This window comes from Prevotella aff. ruminicola Tc2-24, assembly GCF_900110895.1.
Lineage (GTDB): Bacteria > Bacteroidota > Bacteroidia > Bacteroidales > Bacteroidaceae > Prevotella.
On the sequence record NZ_FOIQ01000002.1, the window covers coordinates 133,434 to 157,060 of the forward strand.

The window sequence follows — 23,627 nt, forward strand, 5'->3', positions numbered from 1 at the left end:
TTGAATGATTGATAATTGGATGCAAATATAGTAAAAGATATTGAATCGGCAAAGATTTTTCGTTTCTTTTATGCCAATGAGCCCAAGAAAGCGCTTCGAAACATCAAACATTTTAAACGAAAAAAAATGTAGAAAATGAGGGATGTGTATGGTACGTCTTAACGTAAGAAGGCATCCCTGAGTGTCGTGGGAAGCATTGGTAATGATGTTATCGATGGTTTCTCTAAAAGTAAAACAACTTGTTTTGGTGTGAAAGGAGGCATCTCTTTACTTGTAAAAGACTATCTCCACGACACCAAAACAAGTTGTTTTACTGTAATGACTACCATTTGTCATGGGTACGGATATCATCGGACCAACGGTGATCCTTAGGGAACGGCTGTCCTCCCCATGCCTTCACTTGCGTCCAGGGCTCGGGGGCATCGGTCCAGAAAGGATGGTCGGCAGGCAGTCCGAGCGGCATGAAGGCCAGACTGGTCATATAGAGCGAGCCGTTGTTCGTGTACCAGTCGGCGATGTCGGGCTGTGAGCCACAGAAGCCGATGGTCAGATAACCACCCTCATTGAAGTTCTTAGGGATATCGAACATCCGATGGAACACCTTCGTGAGAGCCGCACGTACTTGTCCGTTGGAAAGCTCTGCCGGCAGTGTCTGGTACCATGCCATCAGTGCCAGAGGCTGCATGACTGCCATCCTGTAGGGTATCGATCGACCGACGACGGGGAATGTTCCCTCCGGGGAGATGAACCGCTCCAGGATAATCGCGAACTTCTGAGCCCGCTTCAGGGCACGGTCATGGTATTTCTGATAGTCGAGACGGGTATTCGCCTTGGCATCGACCATGGCCTGCAGCGTCTCCAGATACATGGCATGGAACACATAACTGCTATAGTAGTCGAAGGCGAAGACGGGACCGTCGGCATACCAGCCGTCGCCCACATACCACTCCTCGACCTTCCGGCAGGCGGTGTTCACACGGAACTCATCATATTGGGCACCGGCCTTCGCCAACAGACTCTCGATGGTCGACGAGAAGAGGAACCAGTTGGTATAGGGCGGATCAATCTTACGCATGCCCTGGAACTCCTTGATATAACGCTGCTTGGTGACCTCGTCGAGCGGCATCCACAAGGTATCCCACGCACGGAGGAACGACTCGGCTATATAGGCTGCATCGACAAGATTCTGTCCAGCCTTCCCCCAACAGAGGTAGTCGGGGGAATCGGGATCGACGGAGTTCTTATAAGCGGCCAAGGCCCACTCGCGGAGCTGACGGCGCTGCAGGCCCTCTGCGGTATCATCGTCGGGCAGCGTGAGCCACGGGGCGATGCCGGCCATCAAGCGACCGAATGTCTCCATATAGACGACACTGCGGTCACGGTTGTCGAACGAGGGAGAGAACTCCGTCTGCATATTCTTCTGCAGCTCTCCTTTGGCCATGTTCTCCAGCACAGGCTGTGCCATCTGATAGGCAAGACTGCACCAGTACTCGCGCTCGGTCTGCACATGCTTCGCTTTCTTAGCGGCATGTAGTGGCAGAAGCAGCACGACGGCTGCTATCAGTAGTAAGGTTCTTTTCATTGGATCGTGTATTTGATTTGATTCTTTGTTTTCTTCGATTTCACCGTCATCACGATGCGATACATCTTCTCCCCCCACATTCCCTTTAGTAGTGGGTCGAGCAGATCGCTGATATCCTCAACGGTCACATCCAACTGACGGGTGTCGTAACGGATATGCCGGATGGCATCAGGACGGGTGGTCATCAGCATCAGTCGTGTTGGTTGGCGGTATGCGCTGAGCTCATAGTCCTCGGTGACAGAAATTCCCGATTTCATCGCCTGAACCGTACGCCTCCATGTCTTCACCATGGCCTCCTGCGGATAGGCACCGGCGATGTCGAGCGTCAGTCGACCGTTCTGGTGAGCAACCACCTTCGCCGCATAAGACCTCCCCTCTCTCTGGTCTACACCATTGATCTGCGGCAGATTGTGATAGCCAGACTGCATCGTCCAGATATCATAGCGCCCATCACTGAAGGTCTTAGCGGTATACTCGCCCACACCGGGGTCGATCAATAACGGCTCCTCGCCCTCCCCACCCTTTAGAGAGGTATAGACGACGAACGAGCCCACATCATTGTGGTTATGACTCTCACCGTTGTTGCCACCCTTCATGGCAACGAAGTATGTCGGGGCCGTGGCATTCCCACTGCCACGACGGGCGGTCATGATCTGCAGATCACTGAGCCACACGTCTTTCAGCAACGGCTCACGCGGCTTTTCCGCGATGAAATCGCGGATATGGCGTAGGAAGAAAAGCTCCCGACCGAGTGTCGGGAAGTTTCCGCTCCTGTCATAGAGGACTGCCGGATCAGTGAGCACCCCTTTGCGGTGACCCAGCCAGGCTCCGAACTCACGCATGGTCTTGTCGCCAAGAAAGAGACCGAAAGGATAAACGATGTTCACCTGTTGCACAGCCTTGTTCTCGTGTGCATCGGCGAAGTTCACGCAGTAGTCGTTGCCGATATAAGTCTTATAGGCATAGGCGGCCATGTTTCTTATCTTACGGGCTTTCCCGTTTGCTGCTACAGGGTCACCAGAAGCCCAACCATCTATCGCCAACAGGTTCAGCACCTCGAACATGGAGGCCGCCGCCCGATCCCAATAGCCAGGACCCTCGTCACAACCGCCATCCTCGGGATAGGCATCGATAAAGGTGTTGGTGGCTTTCCATATCTGAGCGATGGCTTCAGTCCGGCGAGCCTCATCCCTCTCGCAGAGCAACACACAGGTGAGCCAGTTGGAACAGATCCACGGGTTCCAGTTCATGCCTGCCGTCTTCCACCAGTAGTCTCTCGCAAGGGCGGGCACAAGGATGCGCCGTTCTATCTCACGGTCTAACCGCCGACAGAGGTCGGGCGAGAAGGTCTCGAACGACTTCTCAAGCATATACCTGGTCCAGGCCACCAGACTGGCTGTCTCGGCGTTGAAGAGGTCGACCTCCTGTAGCTCTGGCTGTGGAACGGCCTTGCCATAGTGAGCGGGGATGCCCCACCAAGTCTCCTCGCAGAAACTCCCCATTCCATCGATGATGTCACGCAGAAACCGGCCGTCACCCTCCATGATCTCCGCCATGACAAGAGCCGCCAACTGACGACGCTTCTCGAAACAGAGTCCTTCGTAGTTCACCCGGTTGCCCATTGTCTTGAACTCAGCGAAGACCGTCCAAGGCAGCACCGGCCACGGTCTGCCAAGGTACTGCTCACCATACCTGATATAGCTCTGACGCATCTCCACGGGAATGGAGTCGCGCCAGAACGGGTTATCTGCCTGTGGCAAGAGTCTCGTCTGGGCACTTGTCTTTGAAACACAGAAACACAGAGATACCAAGAAGAATGTACAGAATAGGCACACTCTGCATCTCCGTATCCCTGTGTTATTCTTGAGTAAAGACATCATCGACTGATATATCTCGTATATTCACATGCTGCCAACAGGAAAGCACCGACACCGAAATTCTGCTGCGAGTCGGCGTTGATGACCTGTCCGGGAATGGCACGGTCGCCGATAGGCTGCACATAGCCGATCTTCCCGTCGTGCTGCAGAGCCGTCTCCGTCAGATATCTCCAGGCTCTCTCTATCACCGGAGCGAACTCCTTCTTCTGGAGATAGCCGTGGTTCACACCCCAGAGCAGACCATAGCAGAAGAACGCCGTACCAGAGGTCTCAGGACCGGGAGCCTGACGAGGATCCATCATCGAACGGGTCCAGTAGCCCTGCGGCTGCTGCAGCTTGGCCACCGTCCGAGCCATACGTGTGAACTTCTCTACGAAGAACGGCTGACGGACATAGGTCTCAGGCATATCCTGCAGCACCTTAGCCAGTCCGGCGAGCACCCATCCGTCGCCACGCGCCCAGAAATCCTTCTTACCGGCTTCGGTCTTATGCTGCGGATAGACATACCGGCCGTCGCGGTAGTACAGGCCCGTCTCTGCATCCAGCATGATACTGTCGCTGTAGAGGATGTTCTCGTAGAGCTTACGGAGATACTTGGTGTCACCCGTCAGACGATACATCTTCGTCATCACAGGCATCACCATATAGAGGGCATCGGCCCACCACCAGTAATCGTGCACCTTCGAGTCGGCCTCATAGCCCATCACCTCCTTGGCACGAGCCACCTTCTTCTCGTCTTTGGAGAGGTTATAGAGATCGATATACGTCTGGAAGCATATCTGCCAGTCGCCGAAGAGCACGTAGTCCTGTCCTTCGCCATACTGTTTGTATTTCCAGTTGGCAGGATCAGGTTCGGCAGCACCTTTCCACTGGTTGTGCTCCGCCCAACGGACGCTGTAGTCGAGCATCTGCTGATCCTTCAGCAACTTGTAGACCTCCATATTCCCTGTATGGTAGGCAGCATTGTCCCAGAAAGAGCGGACCTCCGCCGGATTATTCGTCTGCCAGTAGGTGTTCACCTTCCGGATGACATCCTTCACCTCGTCGACCGTCCATACCTTGCTCTGAGAAGATAAAGGCCGACGGGCATAGCCCGGGGATAGCGCCAGTACAGAAAACAATGCAGTAATATATAATAATTTCCTCATTTCTGTTATGATTAATGTCTAGTCTCTGCAAATATACAAATAATCTGCAGAAAAAACGTGTCATCAGAAAACTGTTTCCTTAAAAAGGGACAGTCTACATCACGCAGACTGTCCCTCAGCCTTAGAAATGCTAACTAATAACCTAATTATGTATGAACTTAATGTATATGCTTAATAGCCGGGATTCTGCTCCAGCACAGCATCCTTGTTCAGCTGGATCTCTGACAGAGGTATCGGCAGCAGGGTGTGCGTGGCGGGATCGAAGCCGCTGATAGCCTTGCTCGGTGTGGTCTCTGCCCATTCCGGTTTCATCATCATCTGAACACGCTCGGCCAACTTACCTGTGCGACAGAGGGTGTAACGACGGTTCTCCTCACCAACCAACTCACGGATGCGCTCGTCGAGCAGGAAGTCCATCGTCATCTGTGCAGCAGTCACCTTACCAGCCTCAGCCTTGCCAGTCTCTGCACGATAGGTCTTGAAGGCACGGTCGCGCAGCACATTGATGTCCTCAGCAGCACCAGCGGTATTGTTCTGCTGGATACGAGCCTCGGCACGGAGCAGATAAGCATCGGCAAGACGCATCAGAGGCCAGTCCTTGATCAACGACCATCCGAAGTCGTCGGTCTCATCATAGCCACCCCACTTGGTAGTGTGCGGGTACATCACAGCAAGCGTGTCACCCACCGTCCAGTAGATACGGTCACCGGTCTTGATCGTCACCTTGGTAGCACCTGGTGTATCGTCGCTGACCCTGAATCCATCCAGCACCGAGATCTCCTTGTTGATGTCAGGCTTGTTGCAATAGAGGATACGACGGATGTTATGGTTCGAGTTGCGGATATCGCCCTCTTCCCAGATACCATACTTCACATAGTTGCTCAGGCGCAGACGACCGTTACCACGTCCACCGATAGAGTCGGCGTTCTGCATGAAGTCTGTCAGCTTATGGAAGCCCGGTACCCAGTTACGACGCTGCTGCGGCGCATTGATGGTACCACCGGTCACGTCGCGCTCATACTCCATCTGGAAGACCCAGATACCTTCGGTGTTACCCTCAGAGCGGCGCTGGTTATGCCAGCGGAACATATCGCTGTAGTAGTCACCAGCATCAGCGAGATGCTTACCGTAGCGAGCCTGAATAAGCTTGTAGTTACCACTGTTGATGGTAGCCGACACGGCAGCCTCGGCCTCAGCAGCCTTACCCATGCGGAGGAAAGCCTCACCGGCCAGGATGCGGGCACAGTCCTTATTGATGCGGTTCTGTGTCTTGGTCTTGTCGACCTCCGGCAAGTTGTTCATCGCATCGATCAAGTCGGCATAGATGACAGCATCCACCTCGGCCACGGCATTACGGGTAAAGTCGGTACGCGGCTCTGCCTTGCTCTCAGTGAGCAGGGGCACCGGTCCCCACAGGGTCACGAGCATATTATAGCTGTAAGCACGGAAGAACTCCGCCTCTGCCTTTGCAGCCGCATCCACATCTTCAGTGTTAATGATGATATTCGCACTGTTGATGATGCTGTAGAGCGAGTTCCACAACTTGCTGACACCACTGTTCTCAGCATTCAGGGAACCGTACTGATAGAAAGGCACCTCTACGCCCTGTGTATCACCAGGGGCACCGACGTCTGTTCCGTCCTGCCAGCAGCCGGCAAAGCCCTGTTGGTCGCTCCAACCCCAGAGGTCGGCATATTTGTAATGCAGACCGATGACCTTTGCCTCGACATCGGACACATCTGTACCATATTTCGAGAACATCTTCTCGTCCAGATAGCTGTCGCTGCAGGAAGCCAAAGCCAGGGTGCTGACAGCTAGAACCGAATATATTGTATTTCTTAGTTTCATAATTGTAGCGTTTTTTAGAATGTGACGTTAAGACCGAATACAAAGCTCTTGGTCATAGGATAGTTGTTCTCATAACCGCTCCATCCGCGCTGGGTAATATTTGCCTCGGGATCCCATCCCTTCCAACTGGTGAAGGTATAAAGGTTACGACCACTGACATATGCTGTCAGAGCGTTGATATGGAGAGCATTGGTGACTACTGCCGGGAACACGTAGCTCAGCGTCACGTCCTTGATACGGGTGTAGCTGGCATTACGTGGGAAGCCATAGCCCCAACGGTTAGAGGTCTTGCTCAGTGAACGGTATTCGTTACTGCGGTTCTCGGCGGTCCAGTAGCCCACCTCGGTGGTTGAGTTACGACGGCCCTGCTCGTCGGCAGCCATTGCCAACAGTGAGTTGTTGCGCTTCAGTCCCTGAGCAGTCTGGATAAAGACACTCAGAGTGAATCCCTTGTAAGTGATCGTGTTCGTCAGACCGGCAGTCCACTTCGGAGTGGTCTGTCCCTGGATGGTCTTGTCGCCCTCCGGTGTAATCTTGTGGTCACCATCGATGTCGCGAAGCTTCACGTCACCGGGCTGTGCCTGCGGATCCTGGTTGAGGTGGTCGCCACGCTCAATCTCGTCCTCCTGCCAGATTCCCTCCATCTCGTAATCGTAGATCACGCCGATAGGTTGTCCGATAAACCAACGGTTGCCGATATCGTCCTTTCCATCACCATAGAGGTCCTTGATCTTGTTCTGGTTCCACGACCATACAAGCGATGTGCCCCATGTGAAGTCCTTCGTCACGATGTTCTTAGAGTTAATCGTCACCTCCAGACCCTTGTTGGCGGTCTTACCCATATTCATAAACACATCCGAGAAACCGGAGATCTTCGGCAGATTACGCTTCAGAAGAAGATCGTAGGTTCTAGAAGTGTAGAAATCAATGTTACCATTGATGCGGTTGTTTAAGATGCCGAAGTCAACACCGACATTAAACACCTTGGTAGATTCCCAACTCAGACCAGCGTTACCCATGCGAGCATTCGGATAGAGAGCGGTAGAAGACGACCCATCCATCGTAATGGGCTTATTATCCATCTTAGCAAGGGTCTCATATACGCCAATTGCCTCATTTCCAGTCTTACCGTAAGAAAGACGCAACTTCAGATTGTTCAGCCAGTCAACGTTCGACATAAACTTCTCGTTGGCGATGTTCCAACCAACAGCCACTGAGGGGAAAGTTCCATACTTGATGTTATCACCGAACACGGAAGAACCGTCACGGCGTGCTGTGATAGAGAACAGGTAACGGCTGTCGTACGAATAGTTCAGACGACCCATCTGCGAAACAGTCGAATACAAATCTGTGTAAGAACCTGCTGTCTGTGTGCTACCGCCACCGAGGTTGTGCCAGAGCAGTTCATCGTTAATAAACACACTGGCAGTCGCCTTATTCTCATGGTACTTCTTACGTGAAGAAGCATAAAGCAGGGTTACATCGAAATGGTGCTTCTGGATATCCTTAGCATAGGTCAGAATATTCTCTACCGTGCGGTTTTGAGTCTCTGCATTATAAACATAACCATAACCACCAGCATTGTTATACTGAGCCACACCATTATAGTAATCCTCACGTCTAGGAATATACGCATAGCCGACATTAAATTTATAGCGAAGTCCTGCCAGTGGTTTCCAGACATTCTCGAAGTTAATCTCTGCGTAAGCATTCAGATTTATATTCCAACGACGACGCTCATGATCCTGATCGATATACTGCATCGGGTTAAAGAAGAGGGTCTCGGAGTACATCGGATATTGTACATAATTGCCTTCGTCATCCTTAACCTTGGCATAGGGTGACATGGCCTCAGCCATCAGGAAGTTCACACGACCACCGTCGCGATTGTGCGATACAATATAGCTGTTGGTACCAACCTTCATATAATCGGTTACATCAACATCGATATTCGTACGCAAAGAGTAGCGCTTATAGTTAAAGCCCTTCAGCACACCCTTCTGATCCATATAGTCGCCCGAGACATAATAGGTAACTTTCTTGGCTCCGCCTCTTATGGTAACATTATGATCTTGGATAATACCAGTCTGAGAGGCAATATCATACACCCAGTCGTTTTCAATACCTGCGGCCTGGTTCTCGGCCTCGTTGGCGTACTTCACATAATCATTATACATGGTCTCACCAGCATTCTGGGCCACATAGTCCTTATAGCGCTGGGTGATCTGTGCACCATTGGCAAACTTCAGTTTCTTGGCAAAATCCTCAATACCCAGATAACCGTTGTAGCTGATGGTGGGTTTCTCATCCTTACCACGCTTGGTCGTAATGAGAATAACACCGTTGGAACCGTTGGTACCATAGATAGCGGTGGCAGTTGCATCCTTCAGGATCTCTATCGACTCGATATCGTTGGGGTTGATATCGTTGAGCGAACCATCATTCTTCGTCATGGGAATACCATCAACAACAACATAAGGAGTAGAGTTCGCTCCAATAGAGTTTTGTCCACGGACTAACGCAGAAGGACCATCGCCTGGGATGGAACTGCCCTGCGTGATAGTCACACCGGCAACAGCACCCTGAACGGCCTGCAGCACGTTGGTCACTGGCAGCTTGCTCAGACGATCCTTATTAACAGAGGTGACAGAACCGGTCACGTCCGACTTCTTCTGCACACCATAACCGACAACCACCACCTCATCGAGAGCCGTCTCATCTTCCTCAATCGTGATATTCAAGGTCTGTCCGACAGTGAAAGGCACTTCCTTTGTCAGATAACCGATGTAAGAGACAACGAGTGTTCCCGAACCTTGTACGTCCACAGCGAAGTTTCCGTTGAAATCGGTTACAGTACCTGCCTTTGAATTCTTGACCTTCACAGTGGCACCGATGACGCCCTCACCGTTCTTGTCTACAACCTGACCTTTCACGACTCCAGTCTGCTGGACGGTCTGAACGGCCTGTGCTGCCATAGTTGGCAATGGAATGGCAATCATTCCTGCAGCCAACACCATCACGAAACATCGTTTACGAAATGGAATAGTTAGATTAGCATACTTCATTTGATAATGTTTTTAAGTTTTATTATTAGTTGAATGATAGTTCTTCTTGCGTGTACAATGATGCTCTTGCTTGCAAAATTCGGAAATAATTCACGAAGCGGCGTCTCCTCATTGTGATTTGAGGAGTACAAATCGTTATTTCTTGTTAAACTGATCGAACGACCAAACATCTTGCCACCTGACGACAGGCTTACCGTCCTCGAACGTGATAGGCAGCCAAATATAACGGGCGTCACTCGGATGCCTCGGGCGCCAGATATCAGCCATGAAGATAAACTGATCACCGACAGGCAGGATAAAGGTAGACTGTCCCTCAAAGGTAATCTCAGCCTTCGGTCCGACACAGGGAGTTGGATGCTGTGTCCACGGGCCCCAGATGCTGGGGGCGGAGAACATTCTGGCCTCGTTGGGCGCCCAACCGGTACAGCCCGAGGTAATCATCCAATAAGTGCCGTCTTTCTTGAAGATGGCCGGAGCCTCGTTCTGTCCACCAGGAGCCACACGGGTATATCGGCCGGAGTGGTGCAGGAAGTCGGGTGCCAGCTCAGCAATATGGAGCGTGAGGTTATCCTCAGAAGAAAAGATATGATAGGCTTTCCCGTCGTCATCGACATAGAGGGTCATATCCCGGGCCATCTGTCCCGTCCCGAAATCGCGTTTCAGGAAAAGGCCCTCCTTGATGGCCTCACGCCATGTCAGTGTCCACCACTCTTTGAAATGCTCACCATCGAGGGTGTCGACGACTGCCAGCTCTTTCTCTCCGAACTCCACGGGGTAGATGCCGGGGTTGGCTCTTTGTGAATAAAGGAACCGATAAGGTCCTTCCGGACGGTTGCCGACGGCTACTCCGTAACGAGCGGCACTATAGCCCCGTCCCTTCAGTTCCAGATGGAACCACATACAGAACTTTCCCGTTACCTTATTATATATAACTTTCGGGCGTTCCAGAACGCAACCGCGCTCGATCTCACTACCCGGCTCGTCGGAGACGCTCAGTGCCACCCCGCAGTTTCGCCAGGTCGTCAGGTCTTCTGAAGCGTAGCACGTCACACCGACCATCGCCGACGAGGTGGTGTCGGCCTTATGCTCCCCGAACCAGTAATAGGTGTTCCCGAGCTTCATGATACCACCGCCATGGGCGTTGATATGCCGGCCGTCGGTATCGGGCCATAGTTCACCGGAACGGATGGGTTTGTTATCCGCTGATGCGGACGCTGCTATGAAGAGTGCAGATAGTAAAAGTAGTTTTCTCATATTGCCTGTCATTGGTTTTGATGGCAAAATTAACCAAAAAAACGTTTAAGCGCTTCCCCTTATCATGATTTGAGGGAAACATATCGCCTTTTTTCGTAACTCTGCGGTCATTCGACCGCGAAGTTACTACGTCTCGGCAAAAAAAGAAACAAGTTTCTTTGTATTCCAAGCCCTTTTTCGTAACTCTGCGGTCATTCGACCGCGAAGTTACTACGTCTCGGCAAAAAAAAGAAACAAGTTTCTTTGTTTTGCGCTCGACTTTTCGTAACTTTGCCATCGGATAGATGCTAACTAGTGAATGAAGAAACCATTATTACTAACTGTTGTTCTGACCATAACCCTGTTGACGGGAGCCAATAGCACCCCCGTTCGACTGATGTCACAGACTCCGGTGGCGGGGGCTGAGGAGGCACGTTGTCTGATGTTCGACCATTACGGACTGATGTGGGTGGGCACCGACCAAGGTGTGCGTGCCTATGACGGATACCGCTTCAGGACCTACCGCAGCGATGCCTATTCGCCAGGCATCCTTCCCAACAACTATGTACGTTGCTTGACCGAAGACCATGACGATGGACTTTGGATCGGCACACGCGACGGTCTCACACGTTACGACCGAAGGCACGGTAAGTTTAAGACCTATCGTCTGCGGAGGAACCAAAGTCGGTCGGTTAATGCCCTGTTCACCACAGCCAATGGTACCGTCTGGGTAGGCACGGATGCCGGCATATCTCGCTACAATCAGGAAAAAGATGATTTCATCGATATTAATCTCAACGCTGGTGCCCGGTCGTTCGCCGAGGATGCCAAGGGAAACTTGTATATAGGCACGTGGGAAGGAGGATTACGACGACTCGACCCCAAAAACGGGAAGATCGTAACCTACCCCCGAATGAACGAGCGTAACACAGCCTCCTCACTGTTGATAGACAGTCGTGGACGACTCTGGGTCGGTACATGGGAACACGGCATCGTACGCCTGGATCATCCTGAGAACGAGAAGGCACCTGGGATGCATAAGATGAACGAAGGAAGACAGGATTTCCGCACATTCCATCGTCTGATTGAGGACAGTGTGAGCCATGCTGTCTGGGGCTGCTGTATCGAAGGACTGACTCAGGTGGATATGGACGACGAGACACTCATTGAAAACCATCCCGACTTCAGTTTCTGCTATGATCTGCAGACCGACGGACAAGGTAACCTCTGGGTGCTCACCCGTAACAACGGCATCGTACACCTGAGTACCAAGACCTCCCCCTTCACCTTCTATCAACTCGACCCTACAGGGCAAGTGCTACCCGTCAACCGTGTACAGACTGTGTTCACCAACGATGGGCGCTCTTTCTGGCTAGGCCTGCAGCCATATGGTCTTGCTCGGTATAATCGAGAGACTCAGCAGGTGAACTATAACAACCGTATTCCCGGCATGGAACAGATCACAGGTCAGCAGGGAATTCACGTACAGACTATCTCCTCGATACAAGAGTGCAGAACTGGAGAAATCTGGATGGCCAGCACCGTCGGTATCATCATCTGGAAAGAAGGACAGCAGGCTGTGATACTGCCACGTAACAATACGCCATTCATCGGCCATAACGACGTCAACACCTTCCTCTGTCAACAGGACGGTACGGTATGGGTGGGTACGAGTGGTGGCGTCGGACTGGCTTTTTCCGATAAACCGGGACGTATGCTCACGATGAGCGACAACGGACGCGACCTGAGCAACTGCTTTGTACGGGCCTTCTTTGAGGATCATCAGCACCGGGTATGGATAGCCACGGAGAATGCCGGCATCATCCGTGTCAGCGGTGATACACACAAACCGCAGTCTGTCGGGTGCCGGCAGTATGCGCCCGTCAATGGCAGCTACCCTATCGATGATGCGACAGCCGTCTATGAAGATAATGACCATCGGATATGGGCCATCTCTGGCAGTGGCGGTCTGTTCTTATATAATCCCGATGACGACCGTTTCGAGGCAGTCAACCTCCGTTTCCATATCGGCATCAGCAGCGTCTATGCTATCAAGGGCGATGAGAACGGTCGACTCTGGCTGTTGACCGACAAAGGACTGGTGTGCCTGAAGGTCAACACCGAGGGGGAGGCCATCCCAACCTATTATAGTATGGAAGACGGAATCAATACGGTGCGCTTCTCGCCGAACGGCATGTCACGTTACGGCAAGGAACTGTTCTTCGGCAGTGCCAGCGGCTTCTTCTCCTTCGAACCACTCCAGATGGAACAGTGGCAGCAGACAGGCAGTGCCCAACTGGTGGTGGTTGACCTCCGCATCGACGACCGGCCTTATCAGTGGCTCGACTCCACCATGCGCAGCAGGATCTCAGAAGAACAGCCTTTCTTCTCGAAGAAAATAACCATTCCATCGAACGTGAAGAAATTCTCCGTGGAGTTCTCCCTGCTCACCTACATGAATCCACAGCAATGCCGTTATGCCTACTGGCTGGATGGTTATGACCATAACTGGCACTATACCGATGCGGAGAACCGGATGGCCACCTTCCAGAACCTGCCCCCTGGCACCTACCAACTGCGACTGCGTGCTATCGACAGCTACGGACAAGCCGTAGAGAATACCGATTCCATCGAGATCGTGGTGCTGCCACCCTGGTACCAGACATGGTGGGCCTACCTCATCTATGCCTGTCTGCTCGGTGCCATCGCCTATGGCATCATCCGCTGGTACAAGAACTACCTGAAGACCAAGAACCGCTTGGCGATGGCTGTCGTCTTCACCAACATCACCCATGAGCTACTGACACCGCTCACCATCATCTCTGCCTCGGTCGACGAGATGCGGCAGAAAGCACCGCAGTTCAAAGAGAACTACGGTCTGATGCAGAACAACATCCAACGACTGACCCGGCTGCTCCGACAGATTCTGGAGGTTCGTAAGTCACAGGCCGGTCAACTGAAACTACTCGTCGCCCAGGACGATCTCTCAGCCTTCATCGCCCAGGAATGTGAGAATATCCGTCCGATGGCAGGTGCCAAGAATGGCGAGCTCATCGTCAACTGCCCGACTGGTCCCATCAACGCCTGGTTCGATAAGGACAAGGTCGACAAGATTCTCTATAACCTCATCTCCAACGCTATTAAATATAACAAGGAAGGAGGACGGATCACCGTCATGCTGACCACGGAGCCGGGGAAGGCCGTGCTCACCGTCAGTGATGAGGGCATCGGCATGTCGAAAGACAAACTCAAGCACCTCTATACGCGTTTCCTCGATGGCGACTACCGTAGGATGAACACACTCGGAACGGGCATCGGTCTGTCGCTGACCCGCGATCTGGTGCTCCTTCATCATGGTAAGATCGACTGTCAGAGTGAGGAGGGAGTAGGCACCACCTTCACCGTCACCCTGCCGATTGACAGGAAACACTTCAGCGAGGAAGAGATTGATATGACGGCTGACCACCGACAGACAGATAACCAACAGATAGAGCATGTAGGAAATGCTGATTTCATCGATATAAACGATACCGATGGAGAAGAGAAGAAGGAATATGCCATGCTGATTGTCGAGGACAATAGTGAGCTACTGGAACTGATGCGGAAACTCTTCTCCCAACAATACCATGTATATACGGCACTGAACGGTCAGCAGGCCCTGAACGTGATTCACCGCCGCGATCTGGATATTGTGGTGACCGACGTGATGATGCCCGTCATGGACGGCATCGAACTGACTCGTCGGATCAAGGAGTCTGCCGATTTCGGACAACTACCCGTAATCATGCTTACTGCCAAGACTACTGACGAGGATCAGAACATGGGCTACGAGACCGGTGCCGACGCTTATATCACGAAACCCTTCAAGATGACGGACCTGCAACTTCGTATCGACAATATCATCCGTAACCGGGAACGTATCCGACGGAAGTTCAGCAGCCAGACAGACTTCAAGGTGGAGGACCAGCATTACTCTTCGCCCGATGAGATCTTCATCAGGAAGGCTATGGACTGTGTGAAAGCACATCTTGACGACGGAGACTACGACCGTGAGCGCTTTGCCTCCGACATGTGTGTGTCGTCATCGACGCTCTATAATAAGCTTCGTGCTTTGACAGGTCAGAACGTGACGGGCTTCATCAATGCTATCCGTCTGAAAGAGTCCTGTCATATCCTCCAGCAACAGCCGGGCATCAGTATGACAGAGCTCTCCATGCGTGTGGGCTTCAACACGCCGAAATACTTCACAAAGTGTTTCAAGAAGGAATTCGGCATGCTTCCCAGCGAGTATCTGGAAACGGTCAGATAAAATCCTTAAAAGCCTCGTCGTACTGAGGACTGACGGCCAGACGACCATTGACGAGACATACCAATTCGAAGTCGCCTTGGAAACAGAGCACCTCGTCAGAAGCCCGGAAGATGGCCTGATGAAACACATATTTGATTCCCTTCTTCGTCAAGGCAAGACGTGAGATAAACTCATCGTCGCAGCGGAGAGGTTTCTTAAACTGAAGATTCATTCTTGCCACAACAGCATCGACACCCTGCTCATGAAAGGCAGCAAAGCTTGCGCCAAGACTACGGAGAAAGAGATGACGGGTATGCTCGGCATAATGCAGATAATTGGCATTGTTTACGATGCCCTCGATGTCGCACTCATAGTCGCGCACCTCCATCTTTGTTTCGAAGATATAGTTCATATTCCTTTGGTCTTTTTACTATTCAACTAACTGTTGACGTTCAATAGCTTAATGATTTCACTGAAACGGTCAATCTTGACGAGTCGCTCATGTTCGATATCCTCAGCATGCTCCAACTGCCAGGTCACATGGAATGGTATATGGATGGCCTGCGCACCAATGGTGAGAGCCGGAGCAATATCGCTCTTCAGTGAGTTACCCACCATCAGTAATTCTGAAGGTAGGATTCCCAGATGCTCACAGAGCTGCTGAAACTCCACTTCGGTCTTGTCGGACGTGATCTCCACATGTGAGAAATACTTGGCCAGTCCACTACGACGGAGTTTGTTCTCCTGATCCTGAAGCTCACCCTTGGTGAACACCACAAGACGATAAGGATAAGCCTGTAGGCGCTGGAGGGTCTGCTCTACCTCCGGCAACGGGGTAGCTGGCAGATGAAGCAGAGCCTTACTGTCGGCGAGCAAATCGCCCAAGGCATCGGCCGTGAGATGGTCGCCGCCCACTCGCAGAGCCGTCTCTATCACGGAAATGGTGAAGGCCTTACAACCATAGCCAAGATCAGCCATATTTCCCGACTCGGTCAGGAAGAGCTCACGGGCCGGCTCTTCGCAATAGGGCGCAATCAACTGGTAGAGATGGTTCTCTACGAGCTCAAAGTGTGACTGACAGTCCCAGAGGGTATCGTCGGCATCAAAGGCGATAACACGTATCTGATTCGTTCTGATCATTTCTTCCTACAGTGCGGACATATTCCTTTGACCATACAGTTGACGGTATGCATCTCAAAACCCTCGGGCAGATCAAACGACGGCATCTCCAGATGGTCAAGACAGTAAGTCTGCTGACACTCCTCACAATAGAAATGGGGATGCTGGTCGTCATCATGCTCCTGACTATGACTGTGACACAGTTCATATCTCGTCCCGTCGCTGCCGCCTTCGATAGCATGCACCAGATGATGCTCACGAAAAAGAGTGAGGGCACGGAACACGTTCGACTTATCGATCGTCAGAATCCTACGCTCCAACTCCGCCAATGACTGGGGCTGTATAGAGGCACAGAGCGCCTTCAGCACAACGATACGGTTGGCTGTTGGCTTGATGCCATGCTCCTCAAGCATGCCGGTATAGGTCATCTCGTCCATCATACATGATAATAAATAATGTCGCAAAGGTACATGTTTTTTCTTAAACCACCAAATTCATATACCCCTTTCTGCCCAGTCACCGCGGTCGAGGTTCCGATAACCAATTGCCTCGGCGATATGCACAGACTCCACCCTGTCACTGCCAGCCAGGTCGGCAATGGTACGGGCCACTTTCAGGATACGACTGTAGGCACGGGCGGAGAGTTTCAGCCGTTCCATCGCCATACGCAGCATCTCCATAGATGCCGAATCGGGCTCAGCAAACCGGTGAAGCATACGCTCGGTCATCTGGGCATTACAATGGATACCTCTTCCTCCGCCCTCGTCCAAGGTGAGAGAGCTGAAGCGCGCTGTCTGTATGTTTCGGGCTTTGATGACCCGTTCGCGGATGACGGCACTCGGCTCACCAGGTGCCATCTGCGACAAGTCTTTGAACGGCACATTCTGCACCTCAACCTGTATATCGATGCGATCCAGTAGCGGACCACTGATCTTAGAGAGATAACGACCAATTTGCCCTGGGGTACAGACACAACGATGTGACGGGTCACCGTAATAGCCGCACGGACAAGGATTCATCGAGGCGACAAACATAAACGAGCAGGGATACTCTACAGTATATTTCGCACGGGAGATAGTGATCTTCCGGTCCTCCAGCGGTTGACGAAGTACCTCCAGGGTCGTTTTGGAGAACTCTGGTAGCTCATCAAGGAAGAGTACCCCGTTATGAGCCAGCGACACCTCTCCCGGCTGCGCCTTGTTAGTGCCACCTGTCATAGCTACCTGTGAGATGGTGTGATGAGGACTGCGGAAAGGGCGCTGTGATATGAGCGACGTTCCATTGCTGAGTTTTCCAGCCACGGAGTGTATCTGTGTGGTCTCCAGGCTCTCCGCCAGCGAAAGTGGCGGGAGGATACCAGGAAGTCGCTTGGCCATCATCGACTTTCCACTGCCCGGACTGCCAATCATCATGAGGTTATGACCGCCGGCGGCAGCCACCTCCAAGGCACGCTTCACGCTCTCTTGTCCCTTCACGTCGGCAAAGTCGAGGTCGAAGCTGTACTGCTGCTCATAGAATTCCCGACGGGTGTCCACCAGCGTCGGTTCATACTGTCCGTCTCCGTTCAGGAAACTGATAACATCCGACAGGTTGTCCATACCGTAGACCGCCAAATCGTCGACGACGGCGGCCTCACGAGCATTCTCACAAGGAACGAGCAGTCCCTTGAAATGCTCCTTCCTGGCTCGGATGGCTACAGGAAGAGCCCCACTGATGGGTTTCAGTTTCCCGTCCAGACCGAGCTCGCCGATCATCATATAGTCGGCCAGCATCGTCTCGCTGATCTTACCGTGAGCAGCCAAGATGCCAATGGCTAACGGCAAGTCGTAGCCGCTTCCCTCTTTGCGGATGTCAGCAGGACTAAGGTTAATGGTCAGGTCGGCCGTCGGCGGCTTAAAGCCCACGTTGACCATCGCTGCACGGATACGATCATAACTTTCCTTGACGGCGGTGTCGGCGAGACCCGACAGATGGAACATGACACCCCGTGTCATGTTTACTTCGATTGTGATGGTTGTTGCCTCCAGCCCCATCACGGCTGCGCAGAATGTTTTGACTAGCATAGTATCAGTGGTTAAGAATTAATTCGGTCAGTCGGTTTTTATCAGCATCTCTTCTATCTGCCTGACAATCTCCTGAGTGGATCGCGTTCGCAGGACGATGGTGCCTTGACTATCGGTGATGATCACATCAGGCACATACGAGAGTCCTGTCTTCTGTATGATGGGACTCTCCCACATCTTCCCGTCGCAGATATTACTCCATGGGATGGAGTCGCGCTTCACCCAATCCTGACAGGTCTTAACGCCGGCATCCATACAGATACTGATAATCTTCAGTCGGTCGCTACCAAAACGTGTCTGCATGGAATGGAGTTGGCGCTGTACATTATGACTCTCATAGTTCCATGTAGCCCATACAGAGACGATGTTAGCCGGTGCATTCAGATCGGCCGACGATACGCTTCTCCCCTGAATGTCCGTTCCCGTAAAGGACGGTAACTTTCCCTTAACCTTCAAGGCCTTCAGTCCTGGGAGTTGTCTGATGAGCACAGCGATGTCGCTCTGATTGGGATTGGCACGTCGTAGGGTTTCTGCAAGTTCACCAACTTTCTGGTAATCGGGATTAGGCACCTGAAGGAAATATTTCTGGAAAAGATAGAAAGCCACGGGTGACGTGGCATTCTCCTTGATATACTGTGTGGCAGCCTGTGCCACCTCGGGCAGTGTCTGTTCTCTCGTCTTCAACCGGAAAGCAGTCATCTGCTCGTTTTCCTTGGTTCCCTTGATCTTCGTCTCCTTCAGATGCGATGCATCGGCCGTAATCTCCACCTTGGTTCCTGACGTGCCGAAGACGGGCAGTTCGGAGAAGTTCGGGAATACCAGCACGAAGGTGGCGGGAGCGTCTAAGGGAATCTCATAGCGGAACTCCCCTTTGCTGACACTGATCGTGTCGAGCTGATGGGAGCCGTTCAACTCGTATATATACAGTTCACCCTGGTTGAACCCTTTGAAAGTACCCTCAAGGCGGAACGTATCCTTTTTGGTACTGCAAGAGACAGCAACCAGCGTGAACAGTATATATCCGAGAATTTTTCTCATTTACTTAGCGATGTTCTTCAGCTCCAAGTCATTGGCAGCGTACTTGGCGAAGAAGCTGTCCTTGACGGCATTACGCAAGGCCTCACTGGCATCGGTGGTGTTACCCTGACGAGCGTTGAGCAGAGCCTTCAGGTATTCCGTCGTGGCATCCGGGTTCTTCACATTCTTCAGTGTGATGGCTGCTGAAGCATAGTTCTTATTGAGGATCTGTGCCAGAGCAGCACTGTTCGAGTAGATCTCTCCGAAGTCCTGCTCAGCCTGTGCGAAGTTGCCCTTGGCGAGGTTCAGGTTACCCACAACCTCTGCAAGTCCGTTGGCACCAGTAGCATTGGCGATATACTGCTCGGCAGTCTGCACATCACCTTCCACCAAAGCAATCATACCAAGGTTGGCATTTGCCTCCGGCAGGTTGGCGTTTACACTCTTGGCCTTCTGGATATAGTCCTTAGCAGCCTCGTAGTTACCCTTCGCATACTCAATAGCTGCGATGTTGTTGAAGGCACGAGCATCATTCGGATACACCGTTGTAGCAGTCTTATAGATAGCCTCTGCCTCATCACCGTTACCTTTCAGAGCGGCACCATAGAGCAGTTCCTCAATACTCAACTTGGTCGGATCGGCCTGAATCTGATCAGCAATCTGCTCATCGCTTCGACCAATAGTCTCATAGTTGATTGTCAGACGTGAACGGCGCAACTGTGGCAGGATGCCGTCAGCGAGTTCACGGAAGGCAGCCGAGATATTTCGGATCTGCTGCTCACGCTCCTCGGGATCCTTATACATAGAGAGGACGCGCAGGATGATGTCCTTATCCTGGATATCGCTGGCCTTGACCAACTCCTGGAAGCCGTCCCAGTCCTCTGCTGTGTACTTCGCATCTACGGGAGCGTTCATCTTGATTTTCTTCAGTTCCTTATTGACATACTGCTCCGACACCTTCTGGCGCTGACTAGCGAGTTTGTCATTGATGTTGAAACCACCATCGGGAGAAGCGTATGCCGACACCTCCACATTCTCGATGTTCAGACCTTCCTGATCATCGTTGATCTGCTTCAACATCTTCACGAACTCCTGTACGGAGTTGTTCTTTAACTCACTCTTACGGAGTGTAGCTTGTTGGATGAGGAACTTGATGTTTGCCTCCTGCTTCTTCTTGTTAATACGCTGGTAGGCATCCGGAGCGATAGCCGCATTGGCAGCGGTTACCGTACGCTTGTAGAGTTCTGAGGTAGCTATTACGCCATCGGCCACCTTCACCTCAGGCACCAATACCTGTTTCTTACCAATACGAGCATCGAAGGTCAGGAACATCTCAGCCTTGTTGTCATCAGCATAGGCAAAGTTGCTCTTCATCGTGTAGTTACCACCCACCTTATAAGGAATGGTCTGATCGTTTCCAGCGACTTTCTCTCCCTGGAAGGTTGCAGGGCTGCCCTTTGCAATCGTTCCATTGCTATAGCGCAACTCAGGAACGACAGTCACAACAGCCTTCTTCTTCATGTACTTTTCGGGGAAGTGGCCGTTAATGGTTGCTGGTACTGTACCCGTCTGTGTCTCCAGCGGGTTAGGAGTTACAGTAAAATTGTCTGCTGACAATGCTCCGAGCTTTGAGCAGGAAGTAAAAAACATCAGTGATGCTGCAGACAGGAGTAAATAGTTTTTTTTCTGCATGTTTGTAAGAGTTTTAGTTCCGGTGCCGCGAGCGGGACTCGAACCCGCACAACCATTTCTGGTCAAGGGATTTTAAGTCCCTCGTGTCTACCAATTCCACCATCACGGCTAAACCAGCGGCAAAGGTAAAATAATTTCCCGGAACCGCCAAACTTTTACATTTTATTTAAAATTTAATAGTTTTCCATAACAAAATTATGGATTCCAGTCTTTCTTGTTTCTTCAGTTCCACACCCGGAGGATGGACCCGTCGAAGGCCGCCTGATACCTGAAGAGCGCCTTCCCCGCTCTACCGGCCGCCACGACCCCATTGTTCACATCGTAGGAGCGACCGCACTTCGCACAGTTGAGATGCAGTCCATTGTTGGCCCACATCAGGGGATAGCGTGTTCCACCCAAATCTGTCAAACAGTTCGGACATTGTCCTTCGTAGGCCACCAGCAGATGATCGTCATAACTGCTGACACCCACGATGATACAGTTATTGGCTCCCAAAGCATAGCGCCATTGCTGCTCCATGGCATTCCGGAGCATGATATCCTCCGTGGCATTATCATAGTTACGGTTGGTTCGCACATGACGGACACCCTGTTCAATAGTTGTCTCAATCTTCACAAACTGACCGCTGTTACGGAGAATGGCCGTCAGCTGACAGGGCAATGGATGGAGTGTTGTGTCGAAAGTAAAACTACACGGATAGTCGCGGTAGATACTATCGTCACCATCGCAAGACAGGAAGAGAAGGGGTAACAGGAGACAGAAGGAGATCAAAGGTCGCAATCTTCCTTCTTTGTGGTAACAACCATCAGTCTTCACCAGTCTTCTCTTGTCCTCCATCATCCAAGCAGGTTCTTTTCCGCCTTGAGCATGCGTTCGAAGTGGAAGTCATCGAAAGTCTGCTGCATCAGCACCTGTATCTGCTCATTGCAGAGATTGCCAATACTTCCTTCATGGGTATGATGGATATGCTTATCGGGTGTGAACTGGCCCGCTTCGATGTCAAGGCCCACCTTCTTATAGGCATCACGGAATGGCATGCCGGCTGCGGCAAGCCTGTTCACCTCTTCCACGGAAAAGATCGGGTCGTACATCGGGTTGTCGAGGATATGCTCGTTCACCTCTATTTTATTAATAATGTAGGCAGCCATCTGCAGACAGTCTTTCAACTCGCCGAAGGCAGGCAGGAATACCTCCTTGATAATCTGGAGGTCACGGAAATAGCCCACGGGCAGGTTGTTCATGATCAACATCACCTGCTGGGGCAGTGACTGCAGCTTATTACATTTCGCACGGATAAGCTCGAACACATCAGGATTCTTCTTGTGTGGCATAATCGACGAGCCTGTGGTACATTCCTTTGGCAACTTCACGAACGAGAAGTTCTGTGAGTTGAACAGACAGGCATCGAAGGCCATCTTCGCAATGGTGCCGGCAATGGTAGCGATGGCAAAGCCAACATTACGCTCCATCTTTCCGCGCCCCATCTGGGCATACACCACATTATAGTCCATCGAGTCGAAGCCAAGCAGTTCCGTGGTCATCGTACGGTTCAAGGGGAACGACGAGCCGTAGCCTGCTGCCGAGCCGAGCGGATTACGGTTGGTCATCTTATAGGCTGCCTGCAAGAAGAGCATATCATCGCAAAGGCTCTCGGCATAAGCACCGAACCATAGACCAAAGCTGGAAGGCATGGCCACCTGCAGGTGGGTATAGCCCGGCATCAGCACGTCCTTATACTGATTACTCTTCTGGATCAGTTCGTCGAAGAGGCTCTTCACTTCGTCGGCAATCTCCTTCAACTCATGACGGGTAAAAAGCTTGAGGTCGACAAGCACCTGATCGTTACGTGAACGACCAGAATGTATCTTCTTTCCCATATCACCAAGCTTACGGGTGAGGAGCATCTCCACCTGAGAGTGTACATCCTCCACGTCGTCCTCGATCACGAACTCACCCCGTTCACAGAGCCGATAAATATTCTTCAGTTCTGCCAACAACTGTGTCAGTTCGTCCTTCTCTAGCAGTCCGATACTCTCAAGCATCGTGATATGTGCCATCGAACCGAGCACGTCGTACTTTGCCAGATAGAGGTCCATCTCCCGGTCGCGGCCAACGGTGAACCGTTCTATCTCCTTGTTGATCTCAAAGTTCTTTTCCCAGAGTTTCATTTTCTCTTGTTTTTTTGAGTTCCGGCAGGCTCAGCTGCCGCAATTCACAAACGCGGCCTCTGAGTTTGTCGAAGCGTTATTCTCTACACATAATGTACCTGTGCGAGGGCATCAGCGATCTTCTCGACCCCCTCTTGTAGCGGTTTCTCGACCATGCTCTTGATAAACGGATTCAACTCGGCCTTCACCGTTACCTTCATCTTGGAGTTGTTCTCGTCGACGGGTAGCACCTGAACCCACACATGAAAAGGCACAGGCGACTGTACCGTCTCAAACTTCACGCACTTCGGCTCCTCACGCTCACAGATACGGAGTTGCAGCTGTCCAACAGGAGCCACACTGATGCTCACGGTATCTTGGTCAAAACTAAAATCGTTGACCTTGTCCTCAGGCACACGGTCGCGCACCTTCTCCAGATTACGAAGATCGCAGATATTATCGTATACAGCCTGCTGCGGGTAAGGAATCTGCTTCACGCTACTCTCAAACTTGCTTTCACCTCCGAATAATCCCATTTCTTTCTAGAT

The 23,627-nt window shown here is 51.7% G+C and carries 16 protein-coding genes and 1 tRNA gene; 1 reads left to right on the top strand and 16 read right to left on the bottom strand.

Annotated features, from left to right (window positions below; genetic code table 11):
• Positions 1 to 322 precede the first annotated feature (322 nt).
• The 6 genes from BMY63_RS04865 to BMY63_RS04890 form a co-directional block, all read right to left on the bottom strand.
• On the bottom strand, positions 323 to 1,582 hold the full coding sequence (locus BMY63_RS04865; protein WP_091915110.1) for a DUF2264 domain-containing protein: 1,260 nt from the start codon (positions 1,580 to 1,582) through the stop codon (positions 323 to 325).
• The gene (locus tag BMY63_RS04870) at positions 1,579 to 3,342 is read right to left on the bottom strand and encodes a heparinase II/III family protein (RefSeq protein WP_256218944.1); all 1,764 of its coding nucleotides are present in this window, start codon (positions 3,340 to 3,342) and stop codon (positions 1,579 to 1,581) included. Before BMY63_RS04870 ends, BMY63_RS04865 begins: the two co-directional genes overlap by 4 nt.
• A 116-nt stretch (positions 3,343 to 3,458) precedes the next feature.
• Positions 3,459 to 4,607, bottom strand: a complete 1,149-nt coding sequence (locus BMY63_RS04875) for a glycoside hydrolase family 88/105 protein (RefSeq protein WP_091915112.1) — start codon at positions 4,605 to 4,607, stop codon at positions 3,459 to 3,461.
• Positions 4,608 to 4,778: 171 nt separating this feature from the next.
• Positions 4,779 to 6,455, bottom strand: coding sequence for a RagB/SusD family nutrient uptake outer membrane protein (locus BMY63_RS04880; RefSeq protein WP_091915114.1), 1,677 nt, complete (start codon positions 6,453 to 6,455; stop codon positions 4,779 to 4,781).
• 14 nt (positions 6,456 to 6,469) lie between these two features.
• Entirely contained in the window at positions 6,470 to 9,520 is a 3,051-nt protein-coding gene (locus tag BMY63_RS04885) for a SusC/RagA family TonB-linked outer membrane protein (RefSeq protein ID WP_091900366.1), read from the bottom strand.
• Between the two features lie 135 nt (positions 9,521 to 9,655).
• The gene (locus tag BMY63_RS04890) at positions 9,656 to 10,774 is read right to left on the bottom strand and encodes a glycoside hydrolase family 43 protein (protein WP_091915432.1); all 1,119 of its coding nucleotides are present in this window, start codon (positions 10,772 to 10,774) and stop codon (positions 9,656 to 9,658) included.
• Between the two features lie 298 nt (positions 10,775 to 11,072).
• Between BMY63_RS04890 and BMY63_RS04895 the strand changes: the two genes are divergently transcribed.
• Positions 11,073 to 15,062 (top strand): hybrid sensor histidine kinase/response regulator transcription factor, encoded by a 3,990-nt coding sequence (locus BMY63_RS04895; RefSeq protein ID WP_091915116.1) that lies wholly within the window; start codon positions 11,073 to 11,075, stop codon positions 15,060 to 15,062.
• Here the strand turns inward: BMY63_RS04895 and BMY63_RS04900 are convergent.
• From BMY63_RS04900 to BMY63_RS04945, 10 genes are all read right to left on the bottom strand, one after another.
• Entirely contained in the window at positions 15,055 to 15,453 is a 399-nt protein-coding gene (locus BMY63_RS04900; RefSeq protein ID WP_091915118.1) for an acyl-CoA thioesterase, read from the bottom strand. The genes BMY63_RS04895 and BMY63_RS04900 overlap by 8 nt on opposite strands.
• 26 nt (positions 15,454 to 15,479) lie before the next feature.
• A complete protein-coding gene (locus tag BMY63_RS04905) occupies positions 15,480 to 16,181 on the bottom strand; it encodes an HAD family hydrolase (RefSeq protein ID WP_091900363.1) in 702 nt (233 codons plus the stop codon).
• Positions 16,178 to 16,597, bottom strand: coding sequence for a Fur family transcriptional regulator (locus tag BMY63_RS04910; protein ID WP_091900416.1), 420 nt, complete (start codon positions 16,595 to 16,597; stop codon positions 16,178 to 16,180). Before BMY63_RS04910 ends, BMY63_RS04905 begins: the two co-directional genes overlap by 4 nt.
• Positions 16,598 to 16,654: 57 nt before the next feature.
• Positions 16,655 to 18,223 carry a YifB family Mg chelatase-like AAA ATPase gene (locus tag BMY63_RS04915; protein ID WP_091915120.1) on the bottom strand — a complete coding sequence of 523 codons (1,569 nt, stop codon included), beginning with the start codon at positions 18,221 to 18,223 and terminating at the stop codon, positions 16,655 to 16,657.
• 27 nt (positions 18,224 to 18,250) lie between these two features.
• Entirely contained in the window at positions 18,251 to 19,261 is a 1,011-nt protein-coding gene (locus BMY63_RS04920; protein WP_091915121.1) for a DUF4369 domain-containing protein, read from the bottom strand.
• The gene (locus BMY63_RS04925) at positions 19,262 to 20,932 is read right to left on the bottom strand and encodes a tetratricopeptide repeat protein (RefSeq protein ID WP_091915123.1); all 1,671 of its coding nucleotides are present in this window, start codon (positions 20,930 to 20,932) and stop codon (positions 19,262 to 19,264) included.
• 23 nt (positions 20,933 to 20,955) lie between these two features.
• Positions 20,956 to 21,041, bottom strand: a tRNA-Leu gene (locus BMY63_RS04930).
• A 113-nt stretch (positions 21,042 to 21,154) separates the two neighbouring features.
• Positions 21,155 to 21,772, bottom strand: coding sequence for a hypothetical protein (locus BMY63_RS04935; RefSeq protein WP_091900359.1), 618 nt, complete (start codon positions 21,770 to 21,772; stop codon positions 21,155 to 21,157).
• The gene (argH, locus tag BMY63_RS04940) at positions 21,769 to 23,100 is read right to left on the bottom strand and encodes an argininosuccinate lyase (RefSeq protein WP_091915125.1); all 1,332 of its coding nucleotides are present in this window, start codon (positions 23,098 to 23,100) and stop codon (positions 21,769 to 21,771) included. Before argH ends, BMY63_RS04935 begins: the two co-directional genes overlap by 4 nt.
• A gap of 83 nt (positions 23,101 to 23,183) precedes the next feature.
• The gene (locus BMY63_RS04945) at positions 23,184 to 23,615 is read right to left on the bottom strand and encodes an SRPBCC family protein (protein WP_091900357.1); all 432 of its coding nucleotides are present in this window, start codon (positions 23,613 to 23,615) and stop codon (positions 23,184 to 23,186) included.
• Positions 23,616 to 23,627: the final 12 nt, after the last annotated feature.

Excerpts from the sequence above, each read along its gene's own strand:
- BMY63_RS04915 (WP_091915120.1), bottom strand. The coding sequence starts at position 18,223 with ATGCTAGTCAAAACATTCTGCGCAGCCGTGATGGGGCTGGAGGCAACA.
- BMY63_RS04935 (WP_091900359.1), bottom strand. The coding sequence starts at position 21,772 with ATGATGGAGGACAAGAGAAGACTGGTGAAGACTGATGGTTGTTACCAC.
- BMY63_RS04875 (WP_091915112.1), bottom strand. The coding sequence starts at position 4,607 with ATGAGGAAATTATTATATATTACTGCATTGTTTTCTGTACTGGCGCTA.
- BMY63_RS04900 (WP_091915118.1), bottom strand. The coding sequence starts at position 15,453 with ATGAACTATATCTTCGAAACAAAGATGGAGGTGCGCGACTATGAGTGC.
- BMY63_RS04890 (WP_091915432.1), bottom strand. The coding sequence starts at position 10,774 with ATGAGAAAACTACTTTTACTATCTGCACTCTTCATAGCAGCGTCCGCA.
- BMY63_RS04865 (WP_091915110.1), bottom strand. The coding sequence starts at position 1,582 with ATGAAAAGAACCTTACTACTGATAGCAGCCGTCGTGCTGCTTCTGCCA.
- BMY63_RS04945 (WP_091900357.1), bottom strand. The coding sequence starts at position 23,615 with ATGGGATTATTCGGAGGTGAAAGCAAGTTTGAGAGTAGCGTGAAGCAG.
- BMY63_RS04895 (WP_091915116.1), top strand. The coding sequence starts at position 11,073 with ATGAAGAAACCATTATTACTAACTGTTGTTCTGACCATAACCCTGTTG.
- BMY63_RS04880 (WP_091915114.1), bottom strand. The coding sequence starts at position 6,455 with ATGAAACTAAGAAATACAATATATTCGGTTCTAGCTGTCAGCACCCTG.
- argH (WP_091915125.1), bottom strand. The coding sequence starts at position 23,100 with ATGAAACTCTGGGAAAAGAACTTTGAGATCAACAAGGAGATAGAACGG.
- BMY63_RS04925 (WP_091915123.1), bottom strand. The coding sequence starts at position 20,932 with ATGCAGAAAAAAAACTATTTACTCCTGTCTGCAGCATCACTGATGTTT.
- BMY63_RS04910 (WP_091900416.1), bottom strand. The coding sequence starts at position 16,597 with ATGGACGAGATGACCTATACCGGCATGCTTGAGGAGCATGGCATCAAG.
- BMY63_RS04885 (WP_091900366.1), bottom strand. The coding sequence starts at position 9,520 with ATGAAGTATGCTAATCTAACTATTCCATTTCGTAAACGATGTTTCGTG.
- BMY63_RS04905 (WP_091900363.1), bottom strand. The coding sequence starts at position 16,181 with ATGATCAGAACGAATCAGATACGTGTTATCGCCTTTGATGCCGACGAT.
- BMY63_RS04920 (WP_091915121.1), bottom strand. The coding sequence starts at position 19,261 with ATGAGAAAAATTCTCGGATATATACTGTTCACGCTGGTTGCTGTCTCT.